Annotated in this window: 17 protein-coding genes; 9 read left to right on the forward strand and 8 right to left on the reverse strand. The window is 64.5% G+C overall.

Translation table 11 applies throughout. From position 1 onward, the window contains the following. Window positions 1-315: 315 nt before the first annotated feature. From WDX12_RS06600 to WDX12_RS06610, 3 genes are all read right to left on the reverse strand, one after another. On the reverse strand, window positions 316-1,737 hold the full coding sequence (locus tag WDX12_RS06600; protein WP_434724320.1) for a coniferyl aldehyde dehydrogenase: 1,422 nt from the start codon (window positions 1,735-1,737) through the stop codon (window positions 316-318). A 100-nt stretch (window positions 1,738-1,837) separates the two neighbouring features. After that, entirely contained in the window at window positions 1,838-2,968 is a 1,131-nt protein-coding gene (locus tag WDX12_RS06605) for a patatin-like phospholipase family protein (RefSeq protein WP_434724321.1), read from the reverse strand. A gap of 180 nt (window positions 2,969-3,148) precedes the next feature. Continuing rightward, window positions 3,149-4,234, reverse strand: coding sequence for a citrate synthase/methylcitrate synthase (locus tag WDX12_RS06610; RefSeq protein WP_434724322.1), 1,086 nt, complete (start codon window positions 4,232-4,234; stop codon window positions 3,149-3,151). 89 nt (window positions 4,235-4,323) lie between these two features. Here WDX12_RS06610 and WDX12_RS06615 point away from each other — a divergent pair, with 89 nt between their 5' ends. Further along, window positions 4,324-5,463 carry a citrate synthase gene (locus tag WDX12_RS06615; RefSeq protein ID WP_434724323.1) on the forward strand — a complete coding sequence of 380 codons (1,140 nt, stop codon included), beginning with the start codon at window positions 4,324-4,326 and terminating at the stop codon, window positions 5,461-5,463. Window positions 5,464-5,656: 193 nt separating this feature from the next. On the opposite strand, the gene phaR is transcribed toward WDX12_RS06615, so the two are convergent. Next, window positions 5,657-6,250, reverse strand: coding sequence for a polyhydroxyalkanoate synthesis repressor PhaR (gene phaR / locus WDX12_RS06620; RefSeq protein ID WP_320296478.1), 594 nt, complete (start codon window positions 6,248-6,250; stop codon window positions 5,657-5,659). Window positions 6,251-6,555: 305 nt separating this feature from the next. On the opposite strand from phaR, the gene WDX12_RS06625 reads away from it, so the two are divergent. The 6 genes from WDX12_RS06625 to WDX12_RS06650 all read left to right on the forward strand — a co-directional run bounded on the left by WDX12_RS06625 (window position 6,556) and on the right by WDX12_RS06650 (window position 14,609). Continuing rightward, window positions 6,556-7,743 (forward strand): acetyl-CoA C-acetyltransferase, encoded by a 1,188-nt coding sequence (locus WDX12_RS06625; protein ID WP_434724324.1) that lies wholly within the window; start codon window positions 6,556-6,558, stop codon window positions 7,741-7,743. Between the two features lie 88 nt (window positions 7,744-7,831). Further along, window positions 7,832-8,557: an acetoacetyl-CoA reductase gene (gene phbB, locus WDX12_RS06630; RefSeq protein WP_434724325.1), complete on the forward strand. Its 726-nt coding sequence runs from the start codon at window positions 7,832-7,834 to the stop codon at window positions 8,555-8,557. A 698-nt stretch (window positions 8,558-9,255) separates the two neighbouring features. Then, window positions 9,256-12,627 (forward strand): helicase-related protein, encoded by a 3,372-nt coding sequence (locus WDX12_RS06635; RefSeq protein WP_320296768.1) that lies wholly within the window; start codon window positions 9,256-9,258, stop codon window positions 12,625-12,627. Between the two features lie 151 nt (window positions 12,628-12,778). Then, a complete protein-coding gene (locus WDX12_RS06640) occupies window positions 12,779-13,165 on the forward strand; it encodes an RNA-binding S4 domain-containing protein (RefSeq protein ID WP_434724326.1) in 387 nt (128 codons plus the stop codon). Window positions 13,166-13,316: 151 nt separating this feature from the next. Then, entirely contained in the window at window positions 13,317-13,655 is a 339-nt protein-coding gene (gene fdxA / locus WDX12_RS06645) for a ferredoxin FdxA (protein WP_140645827.1), read from the forward strand. A 372-nt stretch (window positions 13,656-14,027) separates the two neighbouring features. Then, on the forward strand, window positions 14,028-14,609 hold the full coding sequence (locus tag WDX12_RS06650) for a CarD family transcriptional regulator (protein WP_320296474.1): 582 nt from the start codon (window positions 14,028-14,030) through the stop codon (window positions 14,607-14,609). 207 nt (window positions 14,610-14,816) lie between these two features. Here the strand turns inward: WDX12_RS06650 and WDX12_RS06655 are convergent, their stop codons facing one another. The 3 genes from WDX12_RS06655 to WDX12_RS06665 all read right to left on the reverse strand — a co-directional run bounded on the left by WDX12_RS06655 (window position 14,817) and on the right by WDX12_RS06665 (window position 17,287). Beyond that, window positions 14,817-15,587 (reverse strand): amino acid ABC transporter ATP-binding protein, encoded by a 771-nt coding sequence (locus WDX12_RS06655; RefSeq protein ID WP_434724327.1) that lies wholly within the window; start codon window positions 15,585-15,587, stop codon window positions 14,817-14,819. Further along, window positions 15,584-16,264, reverse strand: coding sequence for an amino acid ABC transporter permease (locus WDX12_RS06660; protein WP_434724328.1), 681 nt, complete (start codon window positions 16,262-16,264; stop codon window positions 15,584-15,586). The genes WDX12_RS06655 and WDX12_RS06660 overlap by 4 nt, the downstream gene beginning before the upstream one ends. Window positions 16,265-16,513: 249 nt before the next feature. Further along, window positions 16,514-17,287, reverse strand: coding sequence for an amino acid ABC transporter substrate-binding protein (locus tag WDX12_RS06665; RefSeq protein WP_320296471.1), 774 nt, complete (start codon window positions 17,285-17,287; stop codon window positions 16,514-16,516). Window positions 17,288-17,604: 317 nt separating this feature from the next. Here WDX12_RS06665 and WDX12_RS06670 point away from each other — a divergent pair, with 317 nt between their 5' ends. Together WDX12_RS06670 and WDX12_RS06675 are read left to right on the forward strand one after the other, a co-directional pair. Beyond that, complete coding sequence (locus WDX12_RS06670; RefSeq protein ID WP_140645832.1) at window positions 17,605-18,468, forward strand: RNA polymerase factor sigma-32; 864 nt, start codon at window positions 17,605-17,607, stop codon at window positions 18,466-18,468. 168 nt (window positions 18,469-18,636) lie between these two features. Continuing rightward, the gene (locus WDX12_RS06675; protein WP_434724329.1) at window positions 18,637-20,583 is read left to right on the forward strand and encodes a caspase family protein; all 1,947 of its coding nucleotides are present in this window, start codon (window positions 18,637-18,639) and stop codon (window positions 20,581-20,583) included. 78 nt (window positions 20,584-20,661) lie between these two features. Here WDX12_RS06675 and WDX12_RS06680 read toward each other — a convergent pair whose 3' ends face one another. Next, window positions 20,662-22,131: a M48 family metalloprotease gene (locus WDX12_RS06680; protein WP_434724330.1), complete on the reverse strand. Its 1,470-nt coding sequence runs from the start codon at window positions 22,129-22,131 to the stop codon at window positions 20,662-20,664. Window positions 22,132-22,134: the final 3 nt, after the last annotated feature.

The following is a 22,134-nucleotide window of genomic DNA, read 5'->3' on the forward strand; positions in this document are numbered from 1 at the left end:
CTTCCGACTCGGGCGCGCGGCCGATATGGGTGTGCGCGGGGCCTAGTTCAATTTGCCGTGATCGGCGAAGCGCCGCTTCTACCTGAAAGTTGCGGCGCAATATAGCCGGAAAAGTTGCGGAAGCATTGCGGCGCGGAATGTGATTTCTCGACAAACAACGACTTTTCTGCCTGCGGCTGGCGCTTTTGCGGGCGCGCCGACAGTTTCCCCAAGGTTACTGGCAGCAGCCGTCAGTATGATGCAAAAAATCTTCCGCAAGCAGCGACAATCGCTTGTTTGAAGCAGTCACGCCCCGCCATTTCCCGGCTGAAGTTGTCAAGTAATGAGGTTGAGCAACCGGAAGACACGCTCGAAGGTCCTGCCGTAAGGCGGACGCAGCAGGCCACCGGCGCTGAACTTGGACTGGATGAAGATCGGCTTTTCCTTGCTGAAGGTGCGAAAGCCCCATTCGCCGTGATAGGCGCCGGTGCCGCTCTCGCCGACACCGCCGAAGGGCTGCCGTTCCTGCACCAGATGCAGCATGCAGTCGTTGACCGTGACGCCGCCGGCCACGGTTTCCCGCATGACCCTCTGGCGATTGGCGCTGTCGCTGCCGAACCAGTAGAGCGCCAGCGGACGCTCGCCCCGGTTCACATGCTCGATGGCCTCATCCACCGTGCCATATTCGACGATCGGCAGGACTGGCCCGAAGATCTCCTCGCGCATCAGCCGCAGATTCTCGCCCGCATTGCGCACCAGCACGGGCGCCATCTTGCGGTCGGCGACGCCGAGCTTCTCATTCGCGGGATTGACCTCGGTGATGTCGGCGCCGCTGTCGCGCGCTTCCGCCACCATGTCGACCAGCCGCCGGTGATGCCGCTCGCTGACGATCGCCGTATAGTCGCGATTGTCGCCGAGGCGCGGATAGAGCTTCGCGATTGCCGAGGCGAACTTGGCCGCGATCGCCGCGCCCTGGCCTTGCGGCACCATCAGATAGTCCGGCGCGATGCAGGTCTGGCCGGCATTGAGCAGCTTGCCATAGGCGACGCTGGCGACGGCCGCGTCGAGATCGCAGGACGGATCGAAGATCGCCGGCGACTTGCCGCCGAGCTCGAGCGTCACCGGCGTCAGATTGGCGGCGGCGGCCAGCGCCACCTGGCGGCCGACGGCTGTCGAGCCGGTGAACAGGAGGTGGTCGAACGGCAGCGACACGAACGCCTTGCCGACCTCCGCGTCGCCGACCATCACGCAGACCTCATCGGCGGCGAAGTACTTTTCGACCAGGCTGGCGAGCAGGTCCGAAAACTTCGGCGTCAGCTCCGACGGCTTGATCATGACGCGGTTGCCGGCCGCCAGTGCCGCGGTCGCCGGCGCGATGGCGAGCTGGAAAGGATAGTTCCAGGGCGAGACGATGCCGACGACACCGAGAGGCTGCGGCAAGAGGCGGTTGCGACCCGGCAGGAACGGCAGGCTGGTGGCGACGCGGCGCTCGCGCATCCAGGCGCCGAGATGCGACAGCGCATGCCTGATGCCGGCGCGCACGACGAACAGTTCGGCAAGCCGCGTTTCCTCGGCCGAGCGAGCGGAGAAATCGCTGTCGATCGCCGCGCAGATCTCGGCCTCATGCTTTTCGGTGAGCGCGAGAAGGCGGCTCAGCCGGTCCTTTCGCGTCTCCAGCGTCGGGAACGGCTCTTTCTCGAAGGCCCTGCACTGCGCCTCAAACCTGACCCCGAGAGCGTTCTGTCTGGTTTGCAGCATCGCAACCTCCCCTTTACGTTCAGGTAAGACTACATCGCACCGAACGCGTGATCCAGCGCCTCACCGGTTCCGCTGGGGAAGATGCTGACAATCGAGCGCTCTATGCCCGCCGCCGCGCAGATTCCGGCTTGAGGCGCGCGGCCAGGAATTCCTTGACGCGACGCCCCGGCGCCGGACCCCGCAACGGCTTGAAGCCGTCGTCGAGCTCGCCCGAGAGATCGAGAGTCGGCCGCTCGCCGACGGCGTCGTAATTCTCCTCCAGCCAGTCGCTGGCGGCGCTGCGGCCGAGGTCGCGCAGATAGGCGATGAAAGCCCATTCGGCATTGACCTTGGACGACGCCGAGAGATCCTTGAACGCCTCGTCGGCATCGATGCGGTGCATGCGGATGTCGCGATATTCGCCATGCGGCAGGCGTCCGGCCGCGATCAGTTCCTTGACGAAGGCGATCGAGCGGAATTCACGCAGCAGCCCGGCGTTGAAAGTGATCTCGTCGATGCGGTTCTGGATCTCGTTGGCGCTTTTCGGCGTGCCTTCGCGCACGACCGGGTTGATCTGCACAAGAAGCACGTCCTCGGTTGCCGCCGTCTTGAAGAACGGATAGAGCGCCGGATTGCCACCATAGCCGCCATCCCAATAGGGCACGCCCTTGATCTCGACCGCCTGGAACAGTTGCGGCAGGCAGGCCGAGGCCATCACCGTGTCGAGGTCGATCTCGCCGTCGGAGAAGACGCGCAATTGCCCGGTCTCGACATTGGTCGCCGAGATGAACAGCTCCATCGACTTGCAGGCGCGCACATTGGAAAAGTCGATCTCGTTCTCCACCACGTCGCGCAGCGGGTTGAGGCCGAGCGGATTGGCGACATAGGGCGAGAACACCCGCGACATCGTGTCGAAGAAGACGTAGCCGGGCGTGTTCTCGATCGACCAGTTGCCCCAGGCCACGTCCCAGGGCATGCGCTGCACCGGGCTGAAACGGCCTTTCGAGGCCACCGCCCGCCAGAAATCGTCTAGCTTTTTGCGCGCGCCTTCCACGCCGCCCCGGACAAGCCCGTCGGCCAGCGCCACCGCGTTCATGGCGCCTGCGCTGGTGCCGGACACCGCCACGATCTCCAGCCGCCCGTCCTCCAGCAGCCGGTCGAGCACGCCCCAGGAAAAAGCGCCATGCGAGCCGCCGCCCTGGAGCGCGACGTTGATCTTCTTCTTTTCCTCCGCCTTGCCGTTCTTCGCCATGGCGTTCCTTGTCTCGATGCGCCGGCCTGCCGCCGCGTCATTTGGACGAAGTCGGCGCAGTCAGCTTATGTTGCAGTGCAGCATATAAGGGCAGACCAAGGCAAGAACACGAACACACAAGCGTGATCACATGAAATTTCGGTCATGCGGAGCTCTCGCCCCGGGGCGAGGAACCAAAGCTCAGGCCACCAGATCGGGCACTGGCCCGACATACCGCGACTGCGGCCGGATCAGCCGCCCAGTCGCCTGCTGCTCGCGCGCATGGGCGAGCCAGCCGGCAACGCGGCCGGCGGCAAAGACGTTGGAGAATGCCTCTTTCGGGAAGCCGACCGCTTCCAGGAGAAGCGCGGTGTAGAACTCGACATTGGTCTGGATCGAGCGCTGCGGCTTGGCGATCCTGAGCACTTCGAGCGCCGCCTTTTCCACTGTCTCGGCGAAGGCCAGCCGGCTACCGGTCTCGTTCCGCGAGCCGAGCTGCCGCACGACCGCCTTCAGCGCGTCGGCGCGCGGGTCGCGCACGCGGTAAATGCGATGGCCGAAACCCATGATGCGCCGGCCGTGCGCGATCTCGTTACGCAGCCATGCGGTGGCATCGTTGCTCGCCTCGATGGCGTCCAGCATCTCGATCACCGGCCCCGGCGCGCCGCCATGCAGCGGGCCTTTCAGCGCGCCGAGCCCGGCCAGGATTGCCGAAGTCAGCCCGGCCTGCGTCGAGGCCACCACGCGGGTCGCGAAGGTCGAGGCGTTGAGGCCGTGGTCGCAGACCGTCACCAGATAGCTGTCCAGCGCCTTGGCAAGCGCCGGCGAGGCAGTGCCGGTGAGCATCCGCAGCATATCGCCGGCATGATCGGCATTTTCGTCGGGGGCGACCGGCGTCTCGCCCCGGCCAAGGCGCAGCAGTGCCGGCGTCAGCACAGCCGGCGCCGCGATGAGCCGCAGCGCGTCGGCAAGCCCGTCGCCGTCCGGCAGGACGGCCATGCCGGCCCGCATGCCGCTGTAGACGTCGAGCGGCGCCAGCTGGGCAAGCATCGGTTTCACACGATCAAATACTTCCACCCGCGCCTCCCCTATCGCCTTCTCCAATTGGGCATCGCCTGCAAGGTCGTCGAAGAAGCCGTCGAACAGCAGCCGCACCACCTGCGCGTAGCGCCAGTGGCCGGCGAGCTCCATCAGCGAATGGCCCCGGATGGTGAGGTGCCCGCCCACACCGTCGACATCGGAAAGCACCGTGTCGGCCGCCACAACATCATCGAGCCCATTCGCCATGATCGTCTCCTTGACCTTTTGTGCATTGCAATTAATGCTGCACAATCAATGCATCAATCTTGATCAAGATAATCAATGTAAGGCGGCAAATGACCGAGTGGCTGACGCGGGATGAAGCGCTGGAGCGGCTGAGCGTCCGGCCGCAGACGCTTTATGCCTATGTCAGCCGTGGCCGCATCGGCATGAAGCCGGACGACGCCGACCCGCGCCGCAGCCAGTACCGCGCCGACGACATCGCCGCCCTTGCCACGCGCCGCGACCGCGGCAGGAGCCCGCAGGCGATCGCCGAAAGCGCCATCGCCTGGGGCGAGCCGGCGATCGCCACTTCCATCTCGACGGTGCTGCATGGCCGCCTCGTCTATCGCGGCAGGGATGCCGTGGAGCTTTCGGCGACGGCGACGCTCGAGCAGACCGCCGAACTGCTGTGGGCCTCCGACCGTCCGGTGTCGTTCGCTTCGCTGACGCCGTCAGCCGCCCGGCAAAGCGGCACGCCAACGGCCTTTGCCAGGCTGTCGGCGCTGGCGGCCGAAGGCCGGCCCTCGCTTGGCCGCAGGCCGGCCATGCTGCAGCAGGACGGCGCCGCGGCGACCAGCGCGCTGGCCACGGCGCTCGGCGCGGCGCCGGGCTCCGAACCCGTGCATTTAAGGCTGGCGCAGGGCTGGTCGGTTGACGCCGCGGGCGCAGAACTCATCCGCAAGGCGCTGGTGCTGCTGGCCGATCACGAGCTCAACGCCTCGACCTTCACCGCCCGCGTCGCGGCCTCCACCGGCGCGCCGATCGCCGCCTGCCTGCTCGCCGGCCTTGCGACGCTGAGCGGCCCGCGCCATGGCGGCGCCGGCGCTGCGGCGATCGCGCTGGTCGAGGATGCGGAGCGGCTGGGTCCGGACGAGGCGATCGCCCGCTGGCTGGCGCACGACCGGCCGCTGCCGGGCTTCGGACACCCGCTCTATCCGGAAGGCGACCCGCGCGCCGAGGGCCTGTTTTCCGATTTCAGGATCGACGACGGGTTGTTGCAGCTGCGCAAGGCGGTTCTTGCCGCGACCGGGCTGCATCCGAACATCGATTTCGCTTTCGCCGCGATCACGCGCAGCCTGCGCCTGCCTACCGACGCCCCGTTCCGTCTGTTCGCCCTCGGCCGCAGCGTCGGCTGGACCGCGCATGCCGTCGAGCAGGTGACCAGCAACAGGCTGATCAGGCCCCGCGCCCGCTATGACGGGCCGGCTGGATGAAGGGAAACTGACGGCAACAATAAGCGCCTCGCCGTTAGGATGAAGCGCTCCAGGTTGTGTTGAGATTCAGGTCAGGCCGAGTCGAAAATAGTGGCTTTCGAGAACCGGAGCGGAGCGTACTTAAAGTACGTGAGCACCGGAAGCGCAGAAAGCCACTATTTGCAGGCCGGCCTCACCTGAATATCGACACAACCTAGGACATCGTGTCCAGCTTGCGCTGCATCGCCGCGATCTGCGCCTTCAACTCCTGCAGGTCGTCGCCCTTTTCTTCCTTCTTCGGCGGCTCGGCAGGTGCTGCCGAATTGCCGCCGGCGGATGGGAACGGCGTGAACATGCGCATGGCGTTCTGGAACATCTCGACATTGCGCCGAGTCTGTTCCTCGAGCGCCTTAATCGGCGTCTTCATCATGTCGATCGGCGCCTTGCCGAAGGCGCCCTTCAGTTGCTCGCGGAACCGCTCCTGCTCCTTGGAGAAGGCAATCATCGACTGTTCGAGGAAGCTCGGCACGATCATCTGCATCTGGTCGCCGTAGAAGGAGATGAGCTGGCGCAGGAACGGGATCGGCAGCATGTTCTGCCCATCCTTGTTCTCGAGCTCGAAGATGATCTGCGTCAGCACCGGATGCGTGATGTCGTCGCCGGTCTTTGCGTCCTGGACCGTGAATTCCTCGCCCTTCTTGACCATCTCGGCCAAGTCCTCAAGCGTCACATAGGTGCTTGTGCCGGTATTGTACAGCCGGCGATTGGCATACTTCTTGATGACGATCGGGTCGTCTTTTGCGGCCATCCGTATCCTCCCCAGGACACCGGCACCTCTAGGAGTAAGCGGCCGGTAACGATTGCACCCTTTATCGAGGATACGCGCAAAAGCGTCACAATTCCAAGTGGTTTGTGCACTGCGGCATCAATTAATGCTGCACAGCCATTGCAAAATCCGCCGCATTGCCGACCTCACGTTACCGCGACTGGCGCGCGCTCTGCTTGCCGCGCATGGCGGTCATGCCCATTTCCGGTTTGACTCAGGGTTTCGAACGGGCAAGAAAGTCCTAAAGCGATCTCGAAAATACGCCACCTCGAAGTCTGGAGAAGAAAATGTCCGCTTCCAATTCAATCGTCGTCGCCAGCGCCGCCCGCACCGCGGTCGGCTCCTTCAACGGCAGTTTCGCCGCCACGCCGGCGCATGAGCTCGGCGCCGTCGTCATCAGGGAATTGCTCGCGCGTTCCGGCGTCGAGGCGGCGGAAGTCGACGAGGTCATCCTCGGTCAGGTGCTGACCGCCGCTCAAGGCCAGAACCCGGCGCGCCAGGCCTCGATCAACGCCGGCCTGCCGAGGGAGACCACCGCCTGGGGCCTCAACCAGGTCTGCGGCTCGGGCCTGCGCGCCATCGCGCTCGGCATGCAGCAGATCGCCACCGGCGATGCCAAGGTGATCGTCGCCGGCGGCCAGGAATCGATGTCGCTGTCGCCGCATGCCGAGCATCTGCGCGCCGGCGTCAAGATGGGCGACTACAAGATGATCGACACCATGATCAAGGACGGCCTGTGGGATGCCTTCAACGGCTACCATATGGGCAACACCGCCGAGAACGTCGCACGCCAGTTCCAGATCACCCGCGAAACCCAGGACGAGTTCGCGCTCGCCTCGCAGAACAAGGCCGAAGCCGCGCAGAAGGCCGGCAGGTTCAAGGACGAGATCGTCGCCTTCACCATCAAGGGCAAGAAGGGTGACACCATCGTCGACCAGGACGAGTATATCCGTCTCGGCGCGACGCTCGACGCCATGACCAAGCTGAAGCCCGCTTTCGACAAGGATGGCACGGTCACGGCCGCCAACGCGTCCGGCATCAATGACGGCGCCGCCGGCGCGCTGCTGATGACCGAGGCCGAGGCTGCCCGGCGCGGCATCACCCCGCTGGTCCGCATCGCCTCCTGGGCAACCGCGGGCGTCGATCCGGCGATCATGGGCACGGGGCCTATTCCCGCTTCGAAGCGGGCACTGGAAAAGGCCGGCTGGTCGGTTAAGGATCTCGACCTCGTCGAGGCCAACGAGGCCTTTGCCGCGCAGGCATGCGCCGTCAACAAGGGCATGGGCTGGGACCCCTCGATCGTCAACGTCAACGGCGGCGCCATCGCCATCGGCCATCCGATCGGCGCGTCGGGCGCCCGCGTCTTCAACACGCTGGTCTACGAGATGCGCCGACGCGGCGCCAAGAAGGGCCTTGCCACGCTTTGCATCGGCGGCGGCATGGGCGTCGCCATGTGCGTGGAAGCAATGGGGTGAATGGAAAAATGGTGAATGGTGGGCCGCAGGGCTTTCGCGATGACCATTCACTATTCACTATTCACCATTCACTCTGGGAGGAGCACATATGAGCAAGGTAGCAATCGTCACGGGCGGGTCGCGCGGCATCGGCGCGGCGATATCGGTCGCCTTGAAGAACGCCGGCTATTCGGTCGCGGCGAACTATGCCGGCAATGACGAGGCGGCACAGAAATTCAAGGCCGAGACCGGCATCCCGGTCTACAAATGGTCCGTCGCCGACTACGAGGCCTGCGCCGCCGGCATCAAGCAGGTCGAGGCCGATCTCGGTCCGGTCTCCGTGCTGGTCAACAATGCCGGCATCACCCGCGACGCCATGTTCCACAAGATGACGCCCGTGCAGTGGAAGGAAGTCATCGACACCAACCTCTCCGGTGTCTTCAACATGACGCATCCTTTGTGGAGCGGCATGCGCGACCGCAAGTTCGGCCGCGTCGTCACCATTTCCTCGATCAACGGCCAGAAGGGCCAGGCCGGCCAGGCCAACTACTCGGCCGCCAAGGCCGGCGACATCGGCTTCAGCAAGGCTCTTGCCCAGGAAGGCGCCCGCGCGGGCATCACCGTCAACGTCATCTGCCCCGGCTATATCGCGACCGAGATGGTCAAGGCGATCGACGAGAAGGTGCTCAACGAGCGCATCATCCCGCAGATCCCGGTCGGCCGCCTCGGCGAACCGGAAGAGATCGCGCGCTGCGTCGTCTTTCTGGCTTCCGACGAGGCCGGCTTCATCACCGGCTCGACCATCACCGCCAATGGCGGCCAGTACTTCGTCTGATACGCACGACACCAAGGCGGCTCCGGCAACGGAGCCGCCTTTTTCGCCCGCCGGCAAGCCCGGCGCGACACCGTGCCTCAATCCGGCACGCAAAAGTTAACGGCCCCGGCCACGCTCTGTGCGCAACCCCTCTCACAAGCTGTGAATCCTCGGTGGGCAAGCTGTGGATAACACCATATCTAGGGGTGAACAAACCGGGAAACTTCGCGCATCTCTGATTCGTCGCCGATTCGTTCTGGCTTTGGCCGAAAAGTTAATGGCGGAGCGCCAAAACATTACCGAAATCGTTAAATGCCGTTAAGAAAAGTCAACAATTTCATAACCTTGCGAGCGTCCCTAGAGTCGACCGCGGCGGCTCGCCGGCAAAAGTTAACGACCGCTCGGGTCCAGCGGCGGTCAAGCATGAATCGGGCCAATTGCCCGATTCAGCATGTGGTGAGACTCAGCGTCAAAAAATCCACATATAGCCGTGAACAAAACCTGAATCAGAACGAGTCAGCGATTCGTCGCTGATTCGTTCCAGACTCGTTCCAGCCGTTAACAAGCAGCCGATTTTGAACGCCCCGGCCTGCCTCGCCTGCCCCCAAAGGAACATTCCGCTTTCGCTTCACGCCCGAAGTCCCTATGTGTCGCCTGTCACACGCGGCGGCATCGCCGTGCTTCAGACTACACGCGGCAGAAACCTTATTTCCGAGCCGATGAACATCCAGCCGAAACATTCCCAGCCGCTGATCCTTTCAGGCCGCGACGTGACGGCCGTGCTAGGGCCCACCAACACCGGCAAGACCCATCTCGCCATCGAGCGCATGGTCGCGCACGAGACCGGCATCATCGGCTTGCCGCTGAGACTGCTTGCCCGCGAGGTCTATGCCCGTGTCTGCGAGAAGGTCGGCGCCCACAAGGTGGCGCTGATCACCGGCGAGGAGAAGATCGTGCCCGCCGGCGCGAAATATTCCGTCTGCACCGTCGAGGCGATGCCGCGCGAGACCGACGCCGCCTTCGTCGCCATCGACGAGGTGCAGCTCGCCGGCGATCTCGAGCGCGGCCATATCTTCACCGATCGCATCCTGCATCTGCGCGGCCGCCAGGAGACGCTGCTTCTGGGCGCCGCCACCATGCACGGCATCCTGCAGAAGCTGCTGAAGGGTGTGTCGGTGGTGACGCGGCCGCGGCTGTCGCACCTTGCCTATGCCGGCTCGAAGAAGCTCACCCGGCTGCCGCGGCGCACGGCGATCGTCGCTTTCTCCGCCGACGAGGTCTATGCCATCGCCGAGTTGATCCGCCGCCAGCAGGGGGGTGCAGCCGTCGTGCTTGGCGCGCTTTCGCCGCGCACCCGCAACGCGCAGGTCGAGATCTTCCAGTCCGGCGACGTCGACTATCTCATCGCCACCGACGCCATCGGCATGGGGCTGAACCTCGACCTCGACCATGTCGCCTTTGCCCAGAACCGCAAATTCGACGGCTACCAGTACCGCAACCTGACCGCGGCCGAGCTTGGCCAGATCGCCGGCCGCGCCGGCCGGCACCTGCGCGACGGCACGTTCGGCGTCACCGGCCAGGTCGACCCGTTCGACGAGGATCTGGTCGCCAAGGTCGAAGGGCACGACTTCGACCCGGTGAAGGTGCTGCAATGGCGCACCGCCGATTTCGACTTTTCGAGCCTCGATGCGCTGAAACGCTCGATCGAGACCAATGCGCCGGTCGAAGGCCTGACCCGCGCGCTGCCGGCCGTGGATGCGCAGGCGCTGGAGCATCTGTCGCGCGACGGCGACATCCGCGCCTTGGCCACCGGCAAGGAGCGCGTGGCGCTGCTGTGGGAAGCCTGCGCGCTCCCCGACTACCGCAAGATCGCGCCGGCACAGCATGCCGACCTCATCGCCTCCATCTATATGGACCTTGCTCGTCATGGCCATGTCGATGAGAATTACATGGCCGAGCAGGTGCGGCGCGCCGACACGACGGAAGGCGATATCGACACGCTCTCGCACCGGATCGCGCAGATCCGCACCTGGACTTTCGTCTCCAACCGCCCCGGCTGGCTGGCCGATCAGCTACACTGGCAGGAAAAGACGCGCGAAATCGAAGACAGATTGTCGGATGCGCTGCATGAGCGGTTGACGAAACGCTTCGTAGACCGCAGGACTTCCGTCCTCATGCGGCGCCTTAGAGAAAATACCATGCCTGAAGCCGAAATCAGCCCTACCGGAACCGTCCTCGTCGAAGGCCATCATGTCGGCGAGTTGCAAGGGTTCCGCTTCACCGCCGACCAGAGCGCCGGCGGCGAGGACGCCAAGGCGGTGCGTACCGCCGCCCAGAAGGCGCTCGCGGCCGAGTTCGACGCGCGCGCCGAGCGCTTTGCCGCCTGCGCCAATGGCGACCTGGCCTTGGGCTCGGACGGCATCTTGCGCTGGATCGGCGCGCCGATCGGCACGCTGGTCGCCGGCGACGAGGCGCTGAAGCCGCGCCTGGTGTTGCTTGCAGACGAGCAGCTGACTGGCCCTGCCCGCGACAAGGTGGCGGCGCGCGCCGAGCGTTTCGTCAATTTCCAGATCGAGTCGCTCTTGAAGCCGCTGGTCGATCTGAAGAATGCCGACCAGCTCACCGGCATCGCGCGCGGCATCGCCTTCCAGCTGGTCGAGCATTTCGGCCTGATCAACCGCCGCGACATCGCGGAGGAGATGAAATCTCTCGACCAGGAAGGCCGCGCGGCGCTGCGCCGCCTCGGCGTCCGCTTCGGCGCCTACCATGTCTTCGTGCCTGCGCTGATCAAGCCGGCGCCGGCCGGCCTGGTGACCTTGCTCTGGGCGCTGAAGAACGACGGCAAGGACAAGCCTGGCTTCGGCGACGTGGTGCATGCGCTGGCCTCGGGCCGCACCTCGGTGGTCATCGACCCGGCCTTCGACAAGACCTTCTACAAGCTCGCCGGCTACCGCAATCTCGGCCGCCGCGCCGTGCGCATCGATATCCTGGAAAGGCTTGCCGACCTCATCCGCCCGGCGACCAACTGGAAGCCCGGCCTCGGCCAGCGTCCGGACGGCGCCTATGACGGCCACGCCTTCATGGTGACGCCGCCGATGATGTCGATCCTCGGCGCCACCGCCGACGACATGGAAGAGATCCTCAAGGGTCTCGGCTATCGCTCCGAGGCAAAGCCGGCCGCCGAGGTGAAGGCGAAGCTCGACGCGCAGGACGACGCCGCCCGTGAAGCGGCCGCGGCCAAGCTTGCCGCGGAAGAAGCGGCACGTGCTGCGCAAGCGACGGAAGCCCCCGAAGCCGCGGCCGAGGCAACGTCGGTCGAGAGCCCGGAGACGGCCGGCGCCGAAATCCATGCGACGGAGACCTCGACCGAAAGCGCGGCGGAACCTGTCGGCGAAACAACCGGACAGGAGACCGTGGAAGCGGAGGCTCCCGTGGAAGCTGCAGCGGCAAGCGAGCCGGCAGCGCAAAGCGATGAGCCGGCAGGCGAGGCCGTGACGGAGGAAGGCGGGCCCTCGGCTCTGGCCGGGTCCTTGCAGACCGAAACCCCGACTGCAAGCGAGGCCACCGCACCTACTGAAACGACGACGGAAGCCGCCACCGGCGAAACCCCGGCCGAGGCTGAGGAGCCGAAGCCTGTCCTTCTGTGGCGTCAGGCGCGTTTCGACCATCAGCGTCCGCGCCATCGCCACGACAATCGTCGCGACAATCGCCCGCGCGGCGGCCAGCCCGCGCGCGACGGACAGGCGGGCGCCGCTAGCGGCCAGCCTGGCGACAAGCCCGCCCATGAGGGCCGCCGCGAGCAGCGCGACGGCGCTGGCAAGCCGCGCTTCGACCGCTCGAAGTTCAAGCCGAGACCGGAGACGGGCGACCGGCGCGAAGGCAGGCCGCAAGGCGAGCGCCCGGATCGCCACGAAGGGGGCCGCCGCGAGGGCCGGCCCGACTGGAAGGGCAACAGGCAGGACGGCAAGGGCAATGCCCCGGGCGGCAAGCCGGCCTTCCAGGGCAAGCCGCGCGAGGAACGTCCGCAGCGCTTCGATCCGGATTCGCCCTTCGCCAAGCTCGCCGCCTTGCGCGACCAGCTGAAGAAATAGCCTAGAGCATGATCCCGAAAAGTGGGAACCGGTTTTCGGGCGAGATCATGCTCCAACGAAGAGACAGCATGATCCCGAACCGAAGGACCGCGTCAGCGAAAAGTGGGAACCGGTTTTCGGATAAGATCATGCTCCAACAAAGCTAGTCGCGATGGTTGGAGAGGGCCGCCAGCGCATCGACAAATGGCTGTTCTTCTCGCGCGCGGTGAAATCACGGTCCCTGGCGGCGAAAGTCGTCGTCGCCGGGCGCGTCCGTATCAATCGCGACAAAGCAGCGCAGGCCTCGGATCTGGTCAAGCCCGGCGACGTGCTGACCATCACGCTCGAGGGCCGCATCCTGGTCTGGAAAGTGCTGAACTGTGGCGTCAGGCGCGGCCCGGCCGACGAAGCGCGGCTGCTTTACGAGGATATGTCGCCGGCGCCGACACCCAAGGGCGAGGCGGTTCCGGACGCCATTCCGGCCCTGCGCGAGGCCGGCAGCGGGCGCCCGACCAAACGCGAGCGGCGGCAGACTGACCGTCTGCTCGGCGATGATTGAATTGGGCCAGCCGGACCGCAACCGGCGAGACCGCTGGAATTCCATTTCCCGATGCCGGCCGCACACAAATGCCCTGCCCTTGCAAGCAGCCGGCAAAGGCGTTACCTCAACCTGAAAAAGCCGAGCAAATCGGGACGTTCCGGAGCCTGCAATGACCTATGTCGTGACCGACAATTGCATCAAATGCAAATACATGGACTGCATCGAGGTCTGTCCGGTTGACTGTTTCTACGAAGGCGAGAACATGCTCGTCATTCACCCTGACGAGTGCATCGACTGCGGCGTGTGCGAGCCCGAATGCCCGGCCGACGCGATCAAGCCGGACACCGAGGGCGGCCTCGACAAATGGTTGCAGGTCAATTCCGAATACGCCGAGAAATGGCCAAACATCACCGCCAAGAAAGAACCGCCGGCAGACGCCAAGACCTTCGATGGCGAGGCCGGGAAGTTCGAGAAATATTTTTCGCCGGAGCCTGGCGAAGGCGATTGATGCTGGCGCCGGCAACGCCGGCATGACGCGGCGTAACGAGACCGATACAATTGCTGTCTTGACAGGCAGCGACCCCGTTTGGCGTTAGCGAACGCAGCAAAACCTTGATTCTTCCGACTTTTTGTGTTACATCAGCGAAACATGCCGGTGACACAACGTCGATTTATGGCGCTAACGCCCCAAATCACTGAAAGGTGAGCTTTTAGATCCGGACCAGAGCGATCTGGGGCAGGCGGTCGCATTTGTGCGATATGCCGGTCCCTGCTTTTCCGGTGGGCTCATCCTGTTGCGCGGCTAATGGTCGGCTATCGCCGACCCCATCGGTTCGAGCCGGCATGATGCCGGCTGCACAACTAAGGAGTTCAGGGCGTAATGGCAACGGTCACCCCACAGAAGAAGTCCAGCGCGGCCCGCCACGGGTTCAAGACCGGCGAGTTCATCGTCTATCCGGCGCACGGCGTCGGCCAGATCGTGGCGATCGACGAGCAGGAAGTTGCGGGTCACAAGCTGGAACTGTTCGTCATCGATTTCCAGAAGGACAAGATGCGGCTGAAGGTTCCGGTCGCCAAGGCGACCTCGATCGGCATGCGCAAGCTGTCGGAAGAGGACTATGTCGACCGCGCGCTGAAGGTCGTGCAGGGCCGCGCCCGCATCAAGCGCACCATGTGGTCGCGCCGCGCCCAGGAATATGATGCCAAGATCAATTCCGGCGACCTGATCTCGATCTCGGAAGTGGTGCGCGACCTCTATCGCGCCGACAACCAGCCGGAGCAGTCCTACTCCGAGCGTCAGCTGTATGAAGCCGCGCTCGACCGTATGGCCCGCGAGATCGCCGCGGTGAACCGCATGTCGGAGACGGAGGCGGTTCGCCTCATCGAGGTCAACCTCAACAAGGGTCCGAAGCGCGGCGCCAAGGCCGACAACGAGGAATCCGAACAGGAAGAAGCTGCCTGAGCTTTTCTGCTTTTCTGCACGAAGAACCCGGCCTTGCGCCGGGTTTTTTGTTTCTGGGACCCTCGCATACGGCGATTGGCTTCCCACAAGGGGGAGGTAGGAGCTTAAAGCATGTCTCCCGAAAGTGGTCCCGGTTTCGGGACAAAGACATGCTTAAGATCAAAGACTTAAAGCAGGTTGCGTGAATCCTTTTTCACGCGACCTGCTTTAGCCGCCAGCTTCCTTCTGCGCTTCCTCCTGCCGCAGCGAGGCGATGAAGCGTTTCGTCCGCTCGCGCTCCGGATTGTCGAACACGACCGAGGCCGGGCCTTTCTCGACGATCGAACCGGCATCGAGGAAGACGACCTCCTGCGCGATCTTGGAGGCGAGCCGCAGGTCATGCGTGGCCATCACCATGGTCGTGCCTTCGCGGGCCAGTTGCCCAAGCACGTCGACCACTTCCTGCGCGAGTTCCGGGTCGAGCGCCGAGGTCGGCTCGTCGCACAGCAGCACGCGCGGCGACGGCGCCAGCGCCCGGGCGATCGCCACGCGCTGCTGCTGGCCACCCGACAGCGTCGCCGGCCAGGCGTCGGCCTTGTGCGCCATGCCAACCTTTTCGAGCAGCGCCATCGCCCGCTCGCGCGCCTTTGGCTCTGGCCACTTCAGCACCGTCACCAGCCCCTCCATGACATTCTCGATCGCCGTGCGGTGCGGGAAGAGCTGGAAATTCTGGAACACCATGCCGGTTTGCAAGCGGATGCGCTGGATGTCCTTGGCCGGCACCTTGCCGCCCGGTTGGAACGCAATCGTCTCGTCGCCGATGCGCAAGGAACCGGAGGTCGGGATCTCCAGCAGGTTGATGCAGCGCAGCAGCGTGCTTTTGCCGCCGCCGGAAGGACCGACCAGCGCCGTCACGCTGCCCTCGTCCAGGCTGACGGTTACGCCTTTCAGCACCAGATTGTCGCCGAAGCGCTTTTCGATGTTGGTGAGGCCGATCATGCGTTGGCCTCCAGGAACCCGCCATAGCGGTTGAGCCGCACCTCCAGCCGCGCCTGCAGCGCCGACAGCACCGAGCTCAACGCGAGATAGAGCGCCGCAGCCTCGACATAGAGGATCAGCGGTTCATAGCTGGTGGCGACGATGCGCTGCGCGGCCTGGAACATCTCGGGCACCGTGATCGCCGCGGCGAGCGAGGTATCCTTGACCAGCGAGATGAAGGTGTTGGACAGCGGCGGCACCGCGACGCGGCCGGCCTGCGGCAGGATCGTGCGCCGCATCGCCTGGCTCCAGGTCATGCCGATCGAATAGGACGCCTCCCACTGGCCCTTCGGCACCGAGCCGATGACGGCGCGGATGATCTCCGACGTATAGGCGCCGATGTTGAGCGTGAAGCCGATCAGCGCGGCGGGAAAGGCATCGAGCAGGATGCCGACCGACGGCAGGCCGTAGAAGATCAGGAACAACTGGACGAGCAGCGGCGTGCCGCGAAAGATCCAGACATAGAAGCGCACCAGCGCGACCAGCGGCTTCGGACCGAACAGCCGGATCAGCGCCGTCGCCAGTCCGGCGATGAGCCCCAGCGCGAAGGACAGGAGCGTCAGCGGCACGGTAAAGATCAGCGCCGCCCACACCAGCGTCGGCAGAGAGTCCAGCATCAATTGCAGCCAGTGCGGCACGGCGCGCTTCTCCCATCCAGATACGGCGGCGCGTTCCCCCGTATGGACTGACTATCATGCAAAAACCGGCGGGCCGTCAAAGACGGCGGCGCATGAATATCGTGTGAAATGACGGGCCGTCTTTGACGGCCCCCATGGATACCATGCAAGAAATGGCGGGCCGTCTTTGACGGCCCCCATGGATACCATGCAAGAAATGGCGGGCCGTCTTTGACGGCCCGCCGGTATCCGAAGAAACTGACGATTGCCTTACTTCGAAACGTCCTGGCCGAAATATTTGTCGGCGATCTTCTGGTAGGTGCCGTCGGCCTTGATGTCGGCCAGCGCCTTGTTGATGGCCGCGACCAGCTCCGGATCGCCCTTGCGCACGATGACGCCGGAGTAATCGGCATTCTCTTCCTGCGCGGCGATCTTCACATTGGCGTCCGGCTTGTGCTTCTTGAAATCGAGGAAGGACAGGCTGTCGTTGATCGTGGCATCGGCGCGGCCGGTGAGCAGCAGCTGGATCGACTGGTCGAAGCCGTCGGTGCCGACGAGTTCGGCGCCGTTGGACTCGGCGAGCTTGCCGAAGTTGGAGGTCAGCGACTGCGCCGACTTCTTGCCCTTGAGGTCGGCGAAGGTCTTGATGTCGGTGTTGTCGCCGCGCACGATCAGTACCGCTTTCGAGGCGATGTAGGGATCGGAGAAATCATACTTGGCCTTGCGCGCGTCGGTGATGCCGACCTCGTTGATGACGGCGTCGTAGCGGTTGGCGTCGAGGCCGGCGATCAGCCCGTCCCACTTGCCTTCGAGGAACTCGACCTTGACGCCGAGCTTGTCGCCGATGGCCTTGGCGATCTCGACGTCGAAGCCGACCAGCGCGTTGGACTCGTCATGATAGGTGAAGGGCGCGTAGGTGCCTTCGGTGCCGACCTTGATGACGCCGGCCTGCTTGATCTGGTCGAGATTGGCGCCGGCATGACCGGCGGTGATCGCCAGAACCTGCAGCGTTCCGACGACGAGGAGTGATTTGAGCCATTTCATTTTTATGTGATCCCGTTTTGACCGGTGCCCCGGCACGATTGTGAGAGCCGGAAACTGACAGATAGAAGGCTCCTAAATAAGGAACCAGATTTCAAATATCGGCTCTGCCAGAAATCTGATTCTCAAAACGGCTCAATAATCCACCAGCGGCACTTCCGGGCCGATAACAAGCTGATAACAAAATGTTCCCGCTGGCAACATTTGCCCCCCTCGGGCGGCGGAACCATCGATGCGCCTGACACGTTGCATGGCTGTTGTAGGGCGCGGCGGCGTCTTTTCAACCGCCATAAGCGCAATCACCGCCAAAAGGAGCCGGCATGATCGAGGACGCGGCAGGACGGACACTGGTCCGGGCGGCAATGAAGGCTCCCTATCTCGAGCGCGACGAGGAGCATGTGCTTGCGCTCCGCTGGAAGGAAGAGAACGACCAGCACGCGTTGCACAGGATCACCGTCGCCCATATGCGCCTGGTCATCTCCATGGCCTCGAAATTCCGCCATTACGGCCTGCCGCTCGGCGACCTTATCCAGGAGGGCCATGTCGGCCTGCTCGAGGCGGCCGCCCGTTTCGAGCCCGCACGCGAAGTGCGTTTCTCGACTTATGCCACGTGGTGGATCCGTGCCTCCATGCAGGACTACATCCTGCGCAACTGGTCGATCGTGCGCGGCGGCACCAGTTCGGCGCAGAAGGCGCTGTTCTTCAACCTTCGGCGTTTGCGCGCCCGCCTTGCCAACGGCGCCGAGCCGCTCTCCAATGCAACGCTCTATCGCGAGGTCTCGGCCGCGCTCGGCGTTCCGGAAGCCGACGTGGCGATGATGGATTCACGCCTCTCCTCGCCCGACAGTTCGCTCAACGCGCCTTTGGCCGACGAGAACGGTGCCGCCGAGCGGATGGATTTCCTGGTCTCCGAAGACCCGCTCCCCGACGAGATCGTCGGCGACCGGATCGACATCCAGCGCCGGGCCGTCTGGCTGAAGAGCGCGCTCGGCGCTCTCAACGCCCGGGAGCTTCGCATCATCGAGGAGCGCAGGCTGAGCGACGACGGCGCCACGCTGGAAGCGCTTGGCGAACAGCTCGGCATCTCCAAGGAGCGCGTCCGCCAGATCGAAGCCCGCGCCATGGAAAAGCTGAAGCTGGCGCTGGTTAAACAGAATCCGGAATTCCTGGCGGAAGCCGCCTGAGCTAATGAGCGCTCGAATTCGACAATAAGTTATTTAGTAAATAAGAAAATATCGCCATCAAGGCAATTTTCCTTCATCCATACTTCCGGATTGTGAGGTCTTTAACAGACCATTGCGTCGCAATTGGCCTCTTTGAAGCCTCCAGATGCCAACAGATGGGGGATTGCCATGCTGCGATGCTGTATGTTCCTTGTGGCCCTGGTCCTCGTGGCCTTTACGACGCTGGACGCCCGTGCCGATCGAAGGGTCGCCCTTGTGATCGGCAATTCCGAATACCGCGAAATCCCGGCGCTCAAGAACCCGGACAAGGACGCCGAGGATGTATCGAAGACATTCCGGCTGGCCGGCTTCGAGGTGTTCGCGGCCAAGGACCTGACCCGGCTTCAGTTCGAAGAGCGGTTCCGCAACTATCTGGCGGCGGCGGACGGCGCCGATCTCGCGGTCGTCTACTATTCGGGCCACGGCTTCCAGATCGGCGGCGAGAATTTCCTGATCCCGGTCGATGCGTCGTTGAAAGATGCGGCCGACATGGAAGTCCAGGCCATCAAGGTCGACGACATATTGCGGCAACTGCGGTCGAGATCGAAAGTCCAGATGATCATCCTCGACGCCTGTCGCAACAATCCCTTCCCGCGCAAGGACTATTGGCTGCGCGACCAATTGATCGTCGCCGGCGGCAGCGGGCTTGCGCAGGTGACAGGGTCGCAGAACACGCTGATTGCCTTTGCCACCGAGCCGGGTGCAGTCGCCTATGACGGGTCCGGCGACCTCAGCCCGTTCTCGTCATCCTTCTCGCGCCGCGCGCTGGCGCCGAACCAGGAGATACGCTCTGTCATGGCGGCCGTGCGCCGCGACGTGGTCAAGGCCACCAACGGCAAGCAGGTTCCGTGGGAAAACTCCTCGCTCATCGACGATGTCGTGCTGATGCGCGGGGCGGAGCAACCAGCGCCGCCGCCGCTCGACGCGCAGCAGAACCAGCAGGTGACGGAGCGCGGAATCCAGGTCGCCGATGCCGCCGAAGCGATTGGAAGTCGCGACATCCGCGTCCCGGTCGGCGTCGGTCCGGTTCCGCTGAAACTCGATCTTCCAGCCAAGGATGCCTCGATCAGCCTCAAGCTTGCGAGCTACCCGGCGACCGGAACGCTGTCCCTGCCGGATCGCGTCCTGTCGCCGCAATCGAGCCTGATGGCCGCCGAGGTCGACAATCTGCGCTACGAGCCGCAGATCGGTTCGGCCGCTCCCGTCGAAGTCGGCTTCGAGATTCGCGTGGGCAACGCAGCCAAGCAGGCGACGGTGAAACTGTCGCCGGACGTAGACCCTTGCGACCAGGCTGCCGGCGAGCCGCTCGACCTGCAGGGCGTCGTCTCGGGCCGGTTGCCGAACGAGATCGGCGGCGGGGCTGTCGAGACCTGCGAGGCGGCGGTGAAGTCCTACCCCGACATTGCGCGCTTCCGTTACGAGCTGGGGCGGGTGCTGCTGGCGTCGGGCAGGATCGACGAAGCCAGGCAAGCGATCCAGGAGGCCGCGGACAGGGGACATATCCGCGCCCTGTTCGCGCTCGGCTCCATCGCCTCGTCCGGAACGGCTGTCGACACATCGAAGGCGAACGGCCTCTATTCGACCGCGGCCGATAAGGGAGACCCCTACGCCATGGCCGCCTGGGGACGAGCCTTGTTCAATGGCCTCGGTGTCGAGCGCGACACCGGCAAGGGACTGGACCTGCTGCTCCAGGCAGCGGCGATGGGGCATGTCGACGCCATGAAGGAGCTTGCTCTGATCTTCCAGGAGGGCCGCAACGGCGTGCCCGCCGACCCGGCCCGCGCCTTGGCTTTCCTCAGGGCAGGCATGGAGCGGCAAGACGTATATTCGATGGGTATTCTTGGGCTTCCGCCGAAGTGGAGCACCCAGACAGTCGCCGTGTGCAAGCCCAAGGTTGTCACGAAAGTGGTCACGAAGGTAAAAGTGGTCCGCACCCCTGCGCCGCCGCCGCCGAACACGCCAAAGGCCCCTTTGGCACCAATCGAACCAGCGCCCTGGCGCGGCAATGGCGGCGATCATTCCGATCAACCCAGCAGGAACACCGGCGACAGCACCAGTGGCAGTGCTGACTTGTGATGGTGGCGGCGACAAAAACCTGGGATCGGCCGAAGCGTCGACCCAGGTCGCGGCCGCAAGCCGGCCCGACGGGCTGTCCTACCTATCGGTGACGATCTTGACCTTGTCGCCGGACGACACCGTCGCGCCGGGCGACATGGCGTTGAGCACGCGGAAGAGATCGAGCTTGCGGTCGACGCCGACCATCTGGGCTGCGAGCGAGCCCATGGTCTGGCCGGCCTGAACAGTGACGACCCTGATATGCAGCGGCTTCAGCGCCGCCTTCTCGGCCGGGCTGAGCACACGGAACGAACCGCTGACCGAGCGCGCGACCGGGTCCAGCGCGGTGCTGGCCGAGGGCGCGGCCGTCAGCAACCTGTAGACCTGTCCGCCGGCGCGGATCACCGCGATATCGAACTGCCAGCCTTGCGCGGTGGCATGCGCCATCGCCGCCTCGTTGCCGTTGATCGTCTCCTGGCGCACGCTGGCGTCCTCGAGACCGGCCACCCAGCCGCTGCGGATGTAATCGGTGAGCGACACCGACTTATCGATCGCCACGCCGTCGAAACGGATGGCGATGTCGCCCGGCCCGGTCGCGGTGACGGCGGCCGCCGAATTGTCGATGACGAAACCGTCCGGCACAGTGAAGGAGACACCGAGATTGGGATGCATGAAGGTCTGGCCGCGCACATAGCCTTCCTCGGGCGTGTCGCCGTAAAGCAGGCCGTCTATACCTGCGAGGAACGCGTCGCGGTCGCGCGTGCCGAAGCCGGGCGGGCCGAAATTGCGCGCAAGACGCTGCGCCAGCTCGATGCGCTGCGGCGTGTTGGGGTGCGTCGCCAGGAAGTCGAGGCTGGCGTCGGTTGCGCCGCTCACCGAGCGGAAATCGGTATAGGCCGACATCGACTGCAGGAAGCGGCCGGCGGCATAGGGATCGTAGCCCGCCTCGCCGATCGACTTGATGCCGATGGCGTCGGCCTGCAGCTCCTGGTTGCGCGAGAATTGCGCGAGCCGAAGCTTGCCGCGGATGAGCGCCGCCTTGGCGGTCGGGCTGTCGCCGAGCACATCGGAAACCACCTTGGTCGCCAGGCCCTCCTCGGCCTCGAGCTGCTGCCGCTGCAAGCCATGATTCGCGGTGACGTGGCCCATCTCATGCGCGATGACGGCGGCAAGCTCGGAGGAATCGTTGGCCAGCGCCAGCAGGCCGCGCGTCACATAGAGATAACCGCCCGGCAGCGCGAAGGCGTTGACGTTGGGCGAGTTGAGGATGGTGATGCGATAGGTCTGGGTCGGGTTGGCCGACACCACGGTGAGATTGCCGACGACCTTGGCAACCATGCGCTCGAGCCTGGGATCGGAATATTCGCCGCCATAAGTGGCGAGAATGCGCGGATGCTGCGCTTTCGCCATTTCGGCGAGCTTGGCGTTGGCGACCACATTGTCGACGGTGATCGGCTTGTCGGAAGGCTGGAAGCCGCTTTCCTGCACGTCCGGCGGCGTGAACATCTGGCAGCTGGCCAGCGCCACGGCAACGCCCGCCAACGCGAAAAAGCGTGCCAGCGGCCTCATCCA

This window comes from Mesorhizobium sp. RIZ17 (assembly GCF_051127865.1).
GTDB classification, from domain to species: Bacteria; Pseudomonadota; Alphaproteobacteria; order Rhizobiales; family Rhizobiaceae; genus Mesorhizobium; species Mesorhizobium humile.